This window comes from Flavobacterium sp. 120 (assembly GCF_003633605.1).
Taxonomy (GTDB): domain Bacteria; phylum Bacteroidota; class Bacteroidia; order Flavobacteriales; family Flavobacteriaceae; genus Flavobacterium; species Flavobacterium algoritolerans.
On record NZ_RBKZ01000001.1, the window covers coordinates 793741 to 809175 of the forward strand.

The following is a 15435-nucleotide window of genomic DNA, read 5'->3' on the forward strand; positions in this document are numbered from 1 at the left end:
ATTGTTTTTTTTAGAATGAAACATTTAGTTTTACACCATAGCTTCTTGAGGATGGAAGTTGCAGTACTTCAAATCCGGGTAATAATGTCCCACCGCTTAAAGATTGAGTTTCCGGATCGATATTAGGTACTTTTGTCCAAAGAGCCAAGTTGTTTCCTACTAAGCCAATGCTTATGTTTTGCACGTTGGCAGCTTTGATTAATTTTTGTGGAAATCTGTAGTTCAAACTTACTTCCCTCAATTTTACATATGAAGCATCAAATGAATTGGCTTCAATATTATCACGACGGAAAGCATTTGAATAATACCAGTTTTCGGCACTTATCACTGTTGTATTTGGACTGTACGAACCATCGGAATTTTGTACAACACCATCGCCAACAATTCCTGTTTCTCTTCCTGGTAACGAAACGGCCAAAATGCCACTTTCCATTCCAATTGCATTAGTCATTGAATAGATTTTTCCACCGTGTCTAACGTCAAATAAGGCGTTAAGGGTTACGTTTTTAAACCTTAAATTAGTAGAAAGACCCAACATCCAGTCCGGATTGTAGTTCCCGATTTTTTTAATTTGGGTGTCCAAAATTGGAGAACCGGTATTATCAAAAACAATTTGACCATCAGGACTTCTAAGATATCCTCTGCCGTACATGTCTCCCATTCTTTCTCCTACACGAGCTTCTACAGTTCCGCCATTAGGTCCTTGTGCAATAATATAACTGCTGATTCCTTCCGTTAGTTCTTTTACAACTCCTCTGTTTTGGCTAAAGTTGGCATTAATCGACCATTCTAGATTTTCACTTTTAACGGGTGTAATCCCTAAACCAATTTCAATACCTTTATTCTGAATTTTTCCTGCATTGATTACGTTTGATGTAGATCCGGTTGCTTGTGAAACATCTAAACCTACAATTTGATTTTTAGAGTTTGTAATATAATAACTGGCATCTAATGTTACTCTTTTGTTGAAAAACTGAGCTTCAACACCTACTTCATACGATGTTGCGATTTCAGGTTTCAAATTGCTGTTTAAAATAGTACTTGGATTTGTCAATGTACCTGCCAAAGCTCCATTTTCATATGTTTTTACTAAACGATACGGATCAGTGTCATTTCCTACCGATGCGGCATTTGCTCTAAACTTTAAAAAATCAATGTTTTTATTCATTTCAAACAATGAAGTAGGAATAAAACTCAACGACGCCGAAGGATAGAAATAAGAATTATTATCTGCTGGAAGTGTAGAAGACCAGTCATTTCTGGCGGTAAGGTCTAAATAAAGATAGTTTTTGTACCCAATATTCGCCATTCCATAAGTACTATTTATACGTTTCTTATAAATATTTCTGGATTGTATAGGCATTACATTAATGTTTTGCAAGTTGTAAATTCCAGGAATACTAATTCCCTGTCCTTCAATTTTGCCTTCGGAAGTGTATTGATTCATTCGGTTTGCACCCAAAGATAATTTTGTAGAGAAATCTCCAAAAGTACGGTCGTAAGTAAGCAAAGCATCTGCATTGTACTCTGTAAAAGCGATGCTTTGTTCACGGTACATTCCTTGTGGATATCTGGAAGAACCAATAGGTCTTCGTGACCAACGGAAATCATTAGAATTGTCCATTCCCATTCGAACCATCAAGGAAAGGTTTTCATTGAAATCATACGTTGATGCTATGTTTCCATATAAACGTCCTTTTTTGAAGGCATTGATGTTTTCATAAGCAATTTTAAACGGATTGTCTCCCCAACTGAACATGCTGTTTTGTTGAACATCTTTTGTAATCCAGTAATCCTTAAGCCAGTCTAAATCAACATTGGTATGATTCCACAATAGATTATACATAAGTCCTTGGCTTCCATATCCAGTTACTGGAGTATTGTCACTACCGCTTTTTGTATAGGTTGCTATTGTTATTACTTTCCATTTATCAGAAATTTTATAGTTTAAGTTCAAACTGATATTATCTCTTTTTAAATTTGAATTTGGTACAATATCTTCACTGGTGGTCTTTCCGTAACTCAAACGGAAATTAGTCTTCTCGTCTGAACCGGTGATGGATACCGAATTAGAAATCGAACTGCCTTTTCTGAAAAAGTCATTCAAATCATATCTGAATTGAAAAGGTAATGCAACTCCTTGACCAACAGAATAACCTGGACTTCCGTTTTGTAAAATAGACAATCCTGCATCTAGTCTGGGACCTAAATTTGTATCTGCTCCCGGATCATAGGTTAGTTTTGATCCTGCACCGTAAACACCTTGTATTTCTGGCAATCTCAACGCTTCACTTGTCATGTATGAGGAAGAGATGGAAACACCAAGTCCTTTATTTTTTTTACCTGATTTTGTGGTAATAACAATAACCCCATTAGCGGCTCTTGATCCGTACAAGGCAGATGCTGCGGCACCTTTTAATACATTCACACTTTCTACATCTTCTTGGTTTATTTCGGATGCACCATTCCCATAATCTGTTGGTAAATCACGTTGATTGGTTGAGTTACCACCAACTCCATACGTATTGTTGTTTATTGGTATTCCGTCAACAACAAATAATGGGCTGTTATTATTTATGTTTAAAGATTTATCCCCACGAATCACCACTCTAGAAGAGCTTGTAATCCCATTTCCGGAGCCTGTTATTTGAACACCGGTAACTTTTCCTGATAGATTAGAAACAAAATTTGTGGAGTTGACTCTATTGATGTCATCTGATTTTAATTCTTGCGAAGCATATCCAAGAGCTCGTTTGTCTCTTTTGATACCTAAAGCTGTCACTACGACTTCCCCCAAAGTCAATGAATTATCATCCAATACCACATCTATTTTAGACCCTTCGGAAGTTAAAATCTCTTTGGTTTTAAAACCCATAAAAGAGAATACTAACGTTTTTCCATTTTCAGTTTTAATGGAATAGTTTCCGTCTAAATCTGATATGGAGCTCAGTTTGGTTTCCTTAACCATAATACTGGCGCCTGGTAATGGAAGCCCCGATTGATCGGTTACTTTCCCCGTAATTGTTTTTGTTTGTCCATTAATTAAGTGAACAGAAAAAACAAATAAAAAAAACAATAATTTTTGTCCTAAGATTTTCATTTTTTGTAAAGTTTGATTTTCGAGGACAAACTTAGTTGTAGGATGTTTATGGTGTATTATGATAATTTTAACAAAATGTATTCTTTTATTAATAAACAAAATGGAATGTAAAGTTATTGGTTGACGCCCTTTTATGGAGTGTTTGATAAATTCTGGAAGTGTCTTAAAGTGCTAAATAATAAGTTCTTATGTGTTTTATTTTTTTGATTTTAGCTTTCTCCAAATAGGTTAAAATTTAAAACTGCTAAAACTAATTAGGATAAAGACATAGATTATTTGAACTTGTAGCTTTAAGGTAGTGTTAAGTGCAAATTCCAGTAATATTAACTCAACCATTTAGAAAAAATAGAAATTGAAGAGGACGCATTGAAAATTCAAATTTTTTGGAATTTAGTGCGTCACTCTAATTCCTCACTTTTGTATTGTAACCTTTTATGCTTGTTAAAAACCTATTATATAAGAAAATAATGGTTATAAATAGGTGCATTTTTTCTAACTGAATCATCTTTTTGTTTTTAACATAAAAAATGTTTAATATTGCTTTTTTCGATCCTCACCTCTTTTAAATAATGTCTGTTTATAGCAAATATGCTGATCATATTTTATTAAATCTTCTTAGGGAAGATGATCAATTGGCGTTTACAGAAATTTTTGAAAGGTATTCTAAAATTTTAGTTAATCATGCTTATAAAATGCTGGGCAATCAGGATGAAGCAAATGATGTTGTTCAGGAAGTATTCTTATCAATCTGGAACAAACGCTATGAATTAACGCTTACCGGATCTCTTTCTTCTTATTTATACAAAGCCACAAAAAACAGAATACTAAATCATATCGCCCATGAAAAAGTGGTTTCGCGTTATGCAGATTCAATTTCAAACTTTATCGAAAACAGTTACGTTTTAGCAGATTCTAATCTTAGAGAAAAAGAATTAGAGGCAATTATTGCAAGAGAAATTGCTTTACTTCCAGAAAAAATGCGCGAAGTTTTTCTTTTAAGAAAGGTAGAAGAACTCTCCTATGATGAAATTGCACTTCAATTAAATATTACAGATAAAACGGCCAAGCAGCAAGTGTATAATTCGCTGAAGATACTACGAGGAAAACTCAAGTCTTTAATGAGCGTTTTTGTTTGGTAAATTATAGTAGTGCTTTTTGTTAATTTCTATGATAGAATCTAGTCAGAACATCCTTGTTGATGAAAAAGAAATAACATTGGTCTGGATTTATTAACGATATAATAATATTTTTTTAATTTTTTTTGTCATAGTCTATGACAAAAGTTATTTCTAACTGTCTTACTTAAAACAGGACAAAATTTCGTGTTGTAGTTATGAATGAAACTGAAATCTTAGCGTTGCTACAAAAATACCAGAAAGGTACTTTATCTAATGAAGATAAGGATAAACTAGATGCGTGGTATTTGCATAAAGCGTCTAATAGTAATGGGCAGCTTAGCGAGTATGAACTGCAAGATAGTTACGAATATCTAAAATCGAAATTGCCATTAAAGTATGAAACAAAAGTAGTTAGTCTTTGGCCACGTGTAGCGGTTGCGGCATCAATAGCTTTATTATTGGGTACGGGAATATTTTATTTTACAAAACCAAAAGAGCAAGTTATTCAGGTTGTTGAAAAACCACAGGAAATTGCTCCTGGAGGAAATAGGGGAATCTTGACACTTTCAAACGGAAAGCAAATTGTTCTGGCTGATATTTCGGCAAAAGATACTATTGCCAAAGAAGGAGAAAAAGAAGAAGTTACAATTAAGATGAATGCAAATGGAGTTATCACGTATATCGTAAATCCAGATGCTGATGCTTCAAAAAATGATGCTAATTCATTCAATACACTTTCAACACCTACAGGAGGACAATACAATATTGTTTTGGCAGATGGAACCAAAGTTTATCTAAATTCAGTTTCATCCATTAAATATCCAACCCAGTTTAATGGAGATCAAAGGATGGTGGAGTTAGAAGGAGAAGCTTATTTTGAAGTGGCCAAAAATAAAAATAAACCTTTTAGGGTAAAATCCGGCAATCATGCTATTGAAGTACTTGGAACTCATTTTAACGTAAATGCTTATAACAATGAATCAGTTGTAAAAACTACTTTATTAGAAGGAAGTGTAGCGATTACTTATAAAAATCAAAAAGCAATTTTAAAACCGGGACAACAATCTAATGTGTCTGATAATTTTAATAAGATTGCAATTCGGGAAGTGGATACCGAAGCTGCTATTGCTTGGAAAAATGGCCGTTTTAAATTTGATAATGCCAATCTGAAAACAGTAATGAAACAACTGGAGCGCTGGTACGGAATCAAAGTAGAATACCGTGGCGATGTTTCGGATGTAAGGTTTAATGGAGGTACGTTTATGAATAAAAATTTGTCTGAAGTATTAAAAGTACTTGAGCTTAGTAATATAAAATTTAAGGTCGAAGGAAAAACGATTATTGTGTATCCCTAGATGTTAAGTTTCCCCGATTATTAAGGCTATTAACCAAAAAACCAGAAGCAGTTACGATGCTTCTGGTTGTGATAAAGGTTAATGACCAATATAAATTGTTCTCGTTGTTTAACCCTAACCAAATGTAAATGTATGAAATTTAATTTACAACCAAAAAAAAATCCCCAAAGACCAGGGAAGAGAATTCCTAGGCTAAATTTATCAACTTATTTATGGGTATTCAGTACACTATTTCTACTATGTAGTTATACTTCTGAAGCACAGAATATTTCGATAAATGTAAAAGATGCACCTCTTGAGACTGTGCTGAAAAATATTGCTAAACAGGCTAACTATGAAGTTTTTTACAGCCAAAAGCTTCTAAAAAGTGCTAAGCCTGTCACTATTGCTGTAAAAAATACTCCGTTAAGAAGTGTTCTGAATTCAATCTTTGATGCTCAGCCATTAAAGTACTCCATCACCAATCAAACCATTGTGATAAGTGCTATTATAAAAGAGGATAAAGGAACGGGTTCTATCGATGTTCGCGGTCGTGTCATCAATGCTAAAAATGTACCTTTTCCCGGAGTAAATGTTCGGGTTGTGGGAGCCGAAATTGGAGCAATAACAGATTCTGACGGTAGTTTTGTTTTAAATAATGTACCTGAAAATGCAACAATTGAAAGCTCAGGATTAACTATTGAGAAAAAATCTTTTTCTGTTAATGGACGCACTGAATTGACGCTTGTAGTTGAAGAGAAAGTGTCGATAATGAAAGAAGTTGTTGTGACTGGTTTTCAGACTCTTGCCAGAAGTCACTCCACTGGTGCAATTTCTAAAATTGATGAAAAAACCTTAAACGAAAATATCAATGCTAATTTATTAACTGCACTGGAAGGTCGTGTGGCTGGTTTGATGTTTCAAAAAAATCCTTCTGGATCTGCAGCAGATAAACCTATATTACGAGGTATAGGCACCTTTTCTTCTTTAGGAGTTGGCTACACTCCGCTACTGGTAATTGATGGTTTGCCAACTGAATTGACTTTGGAAGAGATTAACCCTTATGATATTGAAAGTGTAAATGTCCTTAAAGATGCAGCAGCAGCTTCTATTTATGGTTCAAGAGCAGCAAACGGTATTATTGTTTTAACTACTAAAAAAGGAAATGGTAGCTTAAAAGTAAGTATCAATTCTGATTTCTTTATAGCTACAAAACCCAATTTAAGGGATATGAATTATGCCTCTACAAGTGACTTAATTGATTTTGAACAGGCTGTATATAATAGAGAACGAGCGAGATTTGCCAACACGGCTACTATGTTCAGCAGTTATGGAGATGTTGGAAATAGCAGTATGAAATATTATAGCCCTCTTTACCAGCTCAACAGAGATTTTGAAGAAGGAAAAATTAACAATTTAGATTACAACAACACGATTACCCAATGGAGAAAGAACGACTATAATAAAGATTATAGGGATAATGTATGGCAAAATGAATTAAGGCAACGTTACAATATTGCGTTTTCAGGTAGTACCAGTAAGCAAAATACCTATGTGTCATTTAATTATGACGAGTCAAAAAATCGTATAAAAAACAATGATAGCCGAGCATTTAATCTGTATGCAAAAAGCAGTTTTCAAGTATACAACTGGTTAAATGCTACCATTGGATTAAATGGAACATATAGTAATGATGATGTTACGGATTCTAGTTTTGGTAATTACGATATCCAAAAAAGATATGAGCGCATTACCGATGACAATGGAGATCTTGTAATATCTCCATTTGTAGGGATTAGCGATGGTTTTACGTCAGGCGGTGTAATTAATCCATTAGTAGCTTCAAAAATAGCTAGTCTTAGTGGTTTTAAGCCAGTAACTTTTAATGTTTTAAATGCGCTTCAGGAAGGTATTACACATGAAAAATCTTTAAGTTTAAGAGCTTTTGCAAACTTGCGTGCCAAGATATGGAAAGGTTTAAGTTTTAACACACAATTTCAATACGAAACAAGAAGAAACGATAATGAGCAATATAATGACATCAATTCTTATAAGATGCGTTATGCCATTAATTCTTTAACGGGATATAATCCCACTACTAATGCTTATACCTATGTAGATGGCTTCTCTACTGGAGGACGATACAAACAATTTAGCAGTCAGGCCAGCAACTATTCTTTTAGAAACCAATTAGATTATAGCCAAGATTTTAGTGAAGGTAAACATTCAGTTAGCGCTATAGCTGGTTTTGAAATGCGAGAAACTTTTGTTCCCAGAACTATTGAACAGTTAAGATACGGTTATGACCCCGTTACACTTACCTCTGCGGTAATCAATAATCTTGCTCTTAGTCAAACAGGAGTTGCAAGTTATATATATGGAAATAACCGAACTTTAGCAGCCTTGTCAAGAACCCAACAGGAAATTTTACATCGTTATTTTTCGGTTTTTAGTACTTTAGGGTACACCTTTTTATCTAAATATAACGTAACAGGAAGTTACAGGGTTGATAGAGCAGATTTGTTTGGAGTAGATCCAAAGTATAAAAACCGTCCTTTGTGGTCTGCAGGTTTAGGATGGAATGCCAGCAACGAGGATTTCATGAAAAAAATACAATGGGTAAGCTCACTTAAACTTAGAGCGACTTATGGTGTGAACGGAAATATTGATCAAACTACCACTCCATACGTTACCGCTACAAGAAGAAACGATAACTTATATCAATCTTTACAATACATCAATATCACGGCTCAACCAAATCCTTTGTTGAGATGGGAAAAAACACAAAGTACCAATTTAGGTATAGATTACAGCCTGTTTCAAAGTAAGTTAAGAGGTAGTGTCGATATTTATCGTAAATACAGTTCTGATTTATTAGCGACAACCGATTTAGATCCTACTGTTGGTGCATTGACCAGAAGAATTAATGCCGGAGCTTTATTGAACAAAGGAATCGAATTTAGTATTGGTTCTGAATGGTACAATAATGGTAATTTCCATATTAGTTCTAATGTAGTTTTGGGCTTTAATAAAACGACCGTTAAAAAAATTACCAGAGCGCAATCTAATGCTTCGGTGTATGTTAGTTCGCCATCAGATTACTTTTTAGAAAATGAGATATACAATAGTTTGTATGCTTATAAATATGGAGGAACGATTAATGGGTATCCTTATATTTTAGATGAAAATGGAAGTCCGTCAATCACTTTTGATGCAAATGGTAATCCAATATCAAATACTATAAAAACAGTTAATAATCCTGATGCTTTAGTAAACATGGGGAGTTTAACACCAACTTATACCGGTTCATTATCACAGCGATTTTCCTATAGACAATTCGATTTGAATATGTTGTTTGTTTTCTCAGGTGGAAATGTAATGCGTAAAGAGGTTCTTGATATGAGTTCTGATGCAGTAAATCTTTCAGGTATTTCAGATCGTTACACTGATTTGCAACAAAATGGCAATACTCGTTTGTATGTAGATTTTGATGAAAGTGTTAGAAATTATGCTGGAACTATTAGCAGTCAATGGCGAAATTCAGATGTAAATGTTGTAGATGGTGATTACATCAAGCTTAGAAACATTTCATTAGGCTATAATTTACCAAAATCTTTTGCAAATAAAATTAAAATGTCATCGGCTAAATTTACTTTTCAAGTAAATAATCTTTGGTACTGGAGTGCTGCTGGAAATCGTATTGATCCAGAAGTCTATTCTGTTAACGCTGGTACACGTAATTTACCATCGCCTAAAACGTACTTATTTGGTTTTAATCTTACAATTTAAAAAAATGAAACACATACATACTATATTGCTATCGCTGATCATGTTAACTGTAGCATCTTGCGAAGATTACACTGATGTTACACCAAAAGGAGCCTTAGTTGTTGAAACAGCTGCACAATTTCATGAAATGGTATCGCTCCCAAACAGAGGATATCCCATCAATAATTTTCAGTATTTGTCAGACGATCAATGGATGCGAGAGGCAAACGTAATAGGAAGAACACCAAACATCGATATTATTAATTTTACTTTTGATGAAAGCACAGATAGAGTTTCTCTATTTACAGGTTCCAGTTTTTATAATCAGGCTTATACTTATATTAACAGATGGAACACCATTATTTCATTAGTTGATATTAGTAAAGGAGATGAAAGTATAAAACAACTAGCAAAAGCAGAAGCTAAAATCTATAGAGCATACGATCACTTTTTGTTAATAAATACCTATGCAAAAGGGTATGACCCACAAACTGCCACCACTGATGGAGGTATTTGTATCATGGATAAATTTGATTTAGAGGCGCAGCCATCAAAATCTACTGTGGCGCAAGTTTACGAATTTATTCAGAAGGACATAGAGGATGCATTGCCGTATCTTCAGGAAAAGCCACTTGATGTTTATCATCCGTCATTAGCATTTGCTTATGCGTTTAAAGCTAAAGTTCATTTGTTTAAGCGTGAAATTGCCAGTGCTGCTACAGCTGCAGAAAAGTCACTAAGCTATAATAATCAAATATTTGATATGAAAGCTTACAGTGCACAGGGAGGACCAACAGCAGTTGCTGTACCTGCAGCAAATAATGTAGAAGTACTTAGCTATATGTACATGACAGGTTACAATGAGATGAATTTTGCACAGAGTTATGTCATAAGCCCGGAGTTGAGAACTTTATTTGGCACTAATGATGCACGTTTTAATTTGTTTTTTAATTCTACCAGCACAACAAATCTGGATCAAGGTTCAAATACAGCGTATTGGGGAACTCAATATACGAGATTTTTTTACCCTACTGTTGGAATGAAAACGCCGGAGGTCTATTTGATGTTGGCCGAATGTTATGCCAGAGAAGATAAATTTAGTGAGGCTGTAGCTGTTTTAAATACATTAAGAGCAAAACGTATTTTATCCGGTACTGTAAATTTAGCTGTTCCAGCTACCAGAGCAGCAACTATGGAGCTTGTTATAAACGAACGCAGAAAAGAATTACTATTGGGTTTCCATCGTTTTTTTGACCTTAAAAGGTTAAATAATGAAACGGAATACGCAAAGACTATCACAAGAGTATTTCCAATCGTTAACAAGACCGTTCCACAAAAAACGTATACTTTACAGCCCAACTCCAGATTATACATTGTGCCGTTTCCTTTGTCTGCTCTATCAAAGAATCCAAAACTTACATTAAACACAGACGAAAAACTCCCATTTTAATTCGAATGAAGAAATTATTTATATTAATAATCATGTTCGTTGCAGGACAGCAGCATGGTTTTGCACAAACTCAAGAAAAAAAAGCGGATAGTACCAGTACCCAGCCAAAAGGGATACAGCCCTACAGTAAGGTAATCAATGAAAGCGCTAAAAGTAAATTAGGTCTCTTTACTATTAGTAAGGTTGATAATAAGTTTTTCTTTCAGATTCCGGACAGTTTGTTTAATAGATATATGCTGGTGGTAACCAGATATCTTTCTACTCCTGAAGGCATGGGGCGTTTTGGTGGTGAGAAAGCCAACGAGCAGACTATTTACTTTGAGAAAGGAGCTAACAATACCGTTTTCTTGAGGTCATTGCAATACAAGCAAGATGTCCGTAACGCAGATTCGATGTTAGCAAAAGCATTGGCTGGAAGTAACGAAAATCCAATTGTTGCAGCCTTTCCAATAAAAGCAATCAATCCTGATACGAAAAATATTGTCATTGATGTAACAGATGCTTTCAAGAAAGATAATCCAATGTTCTCTTTGGCGAGCCAAGAGAAAACGGATAAAAAACTAACGACTCTTGCAGATGATAAATCGTTCATCGAGACGATAGATGTCTATCCTATTAACATTGAGGTCAAAACTACAAAAACGTACACAAATGCTACGGCGAGTAGCGGAAGCATAACACTGCGATTAAATACCTCAATTGTACTGCTTCCAAAAACGCCAATGCGCAAACGTTTTGCTGATGAAAGAGTGGGTTATTTCGCTAATAAATATGTTCTGTTTGATGATGATGAGCAGCGTGCCCAAGCTAAGTATATCGTTCAGCGTTATCGGTTGGAACCTAAAGACAAAGACATTAAAAAATACGAAAGAGGCGAATTGGTTGAACCAAAAAAACAAATTGTCTACTACATTGATCCTGCAACGCCTAAAAAATGGAGACCTTACTTAATTGCAGGGATTAACGATTGGCAAAAAGCTTTTGAAGCCGCAGGTTTTAAAAATGCTATTGTTGGTAAAGAATGGCCGGAAGATGATAAGACGATGAGTCTGGAAGATGCACGGTATTCTGTAGTACGATATTATGCTTCGGAAACGCCTAATGCTTATGGACCACGGGTGAGCGATCCCAGAAGTGGAGAAATCATCGAAAGTCACGTGGGGTGGTATCACAACGTGATGAAATTAGTACAAAAGTGGTATATGATTCAGGCAGGACCTTTAGATCCCAGAGCCAGAAAAATGCACTTAGATGATGAGTTAATGGGGCAATTAATTCGCTTTGTTTCTTCTCATGAAATTGGACATACCATTGGTTTACGCCACAACATGGGAGCCAGCAATGCCACACCGGTAGAAAAACTCAGGGATAAAAAATGGGTGGAAGCAAATGGTCATACCGTTTCTATAATGGATTATGCCCGTCTTAACTATGTTGCACAACCAGAAGATAATATTAGTCCAGAGGGTATTTATCCTCGTATTGGTATGTATGACAAATGGGCGATTAAGTGGGGTTATGGCTATTTTCCAAACGCTAAAGATGAGTTTGAAGAAGAGAAATTGCTCAGCAAGTTAACAACTGATAGCTTGGGCGCTAATCCTAAATTATGGTTTGGGGGCGAAGGAAAAGAAGAAGATCCACGCAGCCAAACAGAAGATCTTGGTGATGATGCGGTACTTGCCAGTGATTATGGAATTAAAAATCTAAAGCGTGTAGTGCCTAATCTTATTGAATGGACTTACCAGCCTAACGATGGATATGATAATTTATCAGATATGCATAAAGCAGTTGTGAAACAATATGGGGTGTACTTGTATCATGTGCTGAAATATATTGGTAATAACTACATAACCAAAAGAACTGTTGATGAAAAAGGTTTGGTTTACCAGCCTATTCCGAAAGCAAAAGTAAAAGCGGCTGTCGATTACGTTGGCAGACAATTGTTTGCAGCTCCTCTATGGATGTATCCGCAAGAGATTAGTCAGCTGATTTCTTTGAAAACCGCAGACGAAATATCAGATCAGCAAAATCAAGTGCTAAATATGTTGTTAAGCTCTGGTATGCTTTACAATATTAGTCTTAAAGCAATGCAATTTGAAGGAGCTTATACTGTTCCCGAGTTTCTAAACGATTTGCAACAAACCGTATGGGTAAAATTTAGTGGTAACGAAAAATTGGATTTTTACAGACGAGGTCTGCAACGCAGCTATATTGATAAACTAAATATGCTGTTATTACCTAAAGAAGTAGAACCAGGTAAAGCTTTAAATGCAGCACAACGCAGTGATGTGGCGTTATACAGCAAGCAACATCTTTTAAGATTAAGAACTGATGTTACGAAGCTAATGAATGTAACAACAGGTCTAAACAAAGAACATTTGGAAGGTATTTTGATAGAAATAGATAAAATAGTTTCAAAAATAAATAAAACAACTATATGAAAAATATATTAGTTATAGCATTAATTTGCTTTAGCAGTTTGTTGCAAGCCCAGTTAACTTCAAAGCAAGAAGTTACTCCCGAATTAGTAGCAAAACGCGAAGCAGAAAAAAAGGAAATCACAAACAATTACCTGGCTTTAAAGAATAATTTGCTAATTTCAGATAGTCTGGCAGTTGTTGTAAATGCGACTGCATTACAGAATTCGTTAAAAAACTTCAAGTTTAAAAAGTTAAGTCTTGAACAAATGAACGAGGCTACGAAAACAAGAAAGGAAATTATAGAACTTGCAACAGAAGTTTCATCAACTAAAAACATCAATAAGCAGCGTAAAATTTTCGAATTACTTTCTGTTAAATTTTGGAATATGGCACCTAAATTCAAGGCTGCTGATACCACATTACATCTGCAGGTATGTCCAATGACCAGTGCGATGTGGTTAAGTGATAGTATGGAAATCAAAAATCCGTATTATCCCAAAAACATGTTGACTTGCGGTGAAGTAAAAGCAAGCTTATAAAAAGTAAGGTAGTTTCTTTTTCAGGTTGTCAAGTGTCTAAAAAAACGCTTTACAGATATTTTATCATCACATTCAACTCATGAGATACTCGAAAGGTATTATATTGACCTAACTATTTTCGTTACTACTGGGGTTGAGGTCTGAAGAATTTTACAAATTTTAAATATAAAAACCCTAACATATTGATGTTAGGGTTTTTGCTTTGGTAGCGAGATCGAGATTTGTTTACGGTTAACATTAAAATTTAAGACTGCATTAATAAAAATTTATTAGAAGATATGACCTCTCTAAAGAGGCAAAGATGTAATTTTGTTTATTAAATTTATTTAGAGCCTGTTTTGAAAAATATACTTATCATCGACGACGAAGAAAAACTTCGTGGACTTCTCGCTAGAATTATAAAATCTGAAGGTTTTGAAGTTTTTGAAGCATCGGATTTAAAATCGGGTTTCAAAAAAATGGAAAGCAAAGATATTGATGTCGTTCTTTGCGATGTCAAACTACCTGATGGCAATGGTGTTGAATTTCTTCATAAGATGAAAACAAGTTTTCCATTAACAGAAGTTATCTTATTGACAGCTTTCGGGAAAATTTCCGATGGGATTCAAGCCATGAAAAACGGAGCTTTTGATTATATCGTCAAAGGGGATGATAATGATAAAATTATTCCGCTTTTGTACAAAGCACTGGAAAAAGTACAATTGCAAAAAAAAGTCAAACAACTCGAAAAAAGAATCTCAGATAAATATTCATTTGATACCATTATTGGAAAATCTAAAGGATTGGAGCAAGTAATTGATTTGGCCCAAAAAGTTTCTAAAACAGATTCAACAGTTCTTTTAACAGGAGAAACAGGAACAGGAAAGGAAGTTTTTGCGCAAGCAATTCATGAAAACAGTAACCGCATCGGAAAATCATTTGTAGCACTAAACTGTAGCACTTTCAGCAAGGAAATCCTTGAGAGTGAATTATTCGGTCATAAGCAAGGTGCTTTTACTGGAGCTGTTAAAGATAAAAAAGGATTTATTGAAGAGGCCAATGGAGGAACTTTATTTCTGGATGAAATTGGCGAAATGCCATTGGAATTGCAAGCTAAATTGTTACGGGTTTTAGAAACTAATGAATACATTCAAATAGGAGATACGACTCCCAAAAAATCAAACTTCAGGCTAATAGCAGCAACAAACCGAAATTTGAAAACTGAAAGTGAAGCGCATCATTTTCGTTCTGATTTGTATTTTAGACTTAATATTTTCGAGATTGTAATTCCGCCCTTACGGGAAAGAATAAAGGATATTGCTCCATTGGCGCAGTATTTTGTAAAACAGTTTTCAGCTAAAACGAACAAGCAAACCTTATCTATTGATCCAGAATTCCTTCATAAATTGCAAACATATCATTGGCCGGGAAATATTCGAGAATTAAAAAACGTCATTGAACGAGCCGTTATCTTAGCTAATGATTTATGCCTCACGCAAGATGTTTTACCTTATGAAATTCAGCATCAGCAAGATAATTCCAATAAGACGATGTCAGCTTTTTCGATGCAAAGTATTGAAAAACTCCACATTCAGAAAGTTATAAATTACACCAAAGGGAATAAAGCAGAAACGGCACGTTTACTAGAAATAGGAATTGCAACGCTTTATAGAAAATTAGACGAATATAACATATAATAGAAACCTATTGTTTTGAGAAAAGCC

8 protein-coding genes are annotated in these 15435 nt (G+C 34.8%); 7 read left to right on the top strand and 1 reads right to left on the bottom strand.

The features are described from left to right. Positions 1 to 10: 10 nt before the first annotated feature. Positions 11 to 3100: a SusC/RagA family TonB-linked outer membrane protein gene (locus C8C87_RS03365; RefSeq protein WP_121341150.1), complete on the bottom strand. Its 3090-nt coding sequence runs from the start codon at positions 3098 to 3100 to the stop codon at positions 11 to 13. Positions 3101 to 3669: 569 nt separating this feature from the next. Here C8C87_RS03365 and C8C87_RS03370 point away from each other — a divergent pair. The 7 genes from C8C87_RS03370 (at position 3670) to C8C87_RS03400 (ending at position 15408) form a co-directional block, all read left to right on the top strand. After that, positions 3670 to 4239 (top strand): RNA polymerase sigma factor, encoded by a 570-nt coding sequence (locus C8C87_RS03370; protein ID WP_121341153.1) that lies wholly within the window; start codon positions 3670 to 3672, stop codon positions 4237 to 4239. Positions 4240 to 4433: 194 nt separating this feature from the next. Further along, positions 4434 to 5573: a FecR family protein gene (locus C8C87_RS03375; protein ID WP_121341155.1), complete on the top strand. Its 1140-nt coding sequence runs from the start codon at positions 4434 to 4436 to the stop codon at positions 5571 to 5573. 132 nt (positions 5574 to 5705) lie between these two features. Continuing rightward, the gene (locus tag C8C87_RS03380) at positions 5706 to 9341 is read left to right on the top strand and encodes a SusC/RagA family TonB-linked outer membrane protein (protein WP_121341157.1); all 3636 of its coding nucleotides are present in this window, start codon (positions 5706 to 5708) and stop codon (positions 9339 to 9341) included. Positions 9342 to 9345: 4 nt separating this feature from the next. Then, positions 9346 to 10770, top strand: coding sequence for a RagB/SusD family nutrient uptake outer membrane protein (locus tag C8C87_RS03385; RefSeq protein WP_121343279.1), 1425 nt, complete (start codon positions 9346 to 9348; stop codon positions 10768 to 10770). A 5-nt stretch (positions 10771 to 10775) separates the two neighbouring features. Then, positions 10776 to 13214, top strand: a complete 2439-nt coding sequence (locus tag C8C87_RS03390) for a zinc-dependent metalloprotease (RefSeq protein WP_121341160.1) — start codon at positions 10776 to 10778, stop codon at positions 13212 to 13214. Then, on the top strand, positions 13211 to 13732 hold the full coding sequence (locus C8C87_RS03395; protein ID WP_121341163.1) for a DUF3347 domain-containing protein: 522 nt from the start codon (positions 13211 to 13213) through the stop codon (positions 13730 to 13732). The genes C8C87_RS03390 and C8C87_RS03395 overlap by 4 nt, the downstream gene beginning before the upstream one ends. 338 nt (positions 13733 to 14070) lie before the next feature. Next, positions 14071 to 15408, top strand: coding sequence for a sigma-54 dependent transcriptional regulator (locus C8C87_RS03400; protein WP_121341166.1), 1338 nt, complete (start codon positions 14071 to 14073; stop codon positions 15406 to 15408). Positions 15409 to 15435 lie beyond the last annotated feature (27 nt).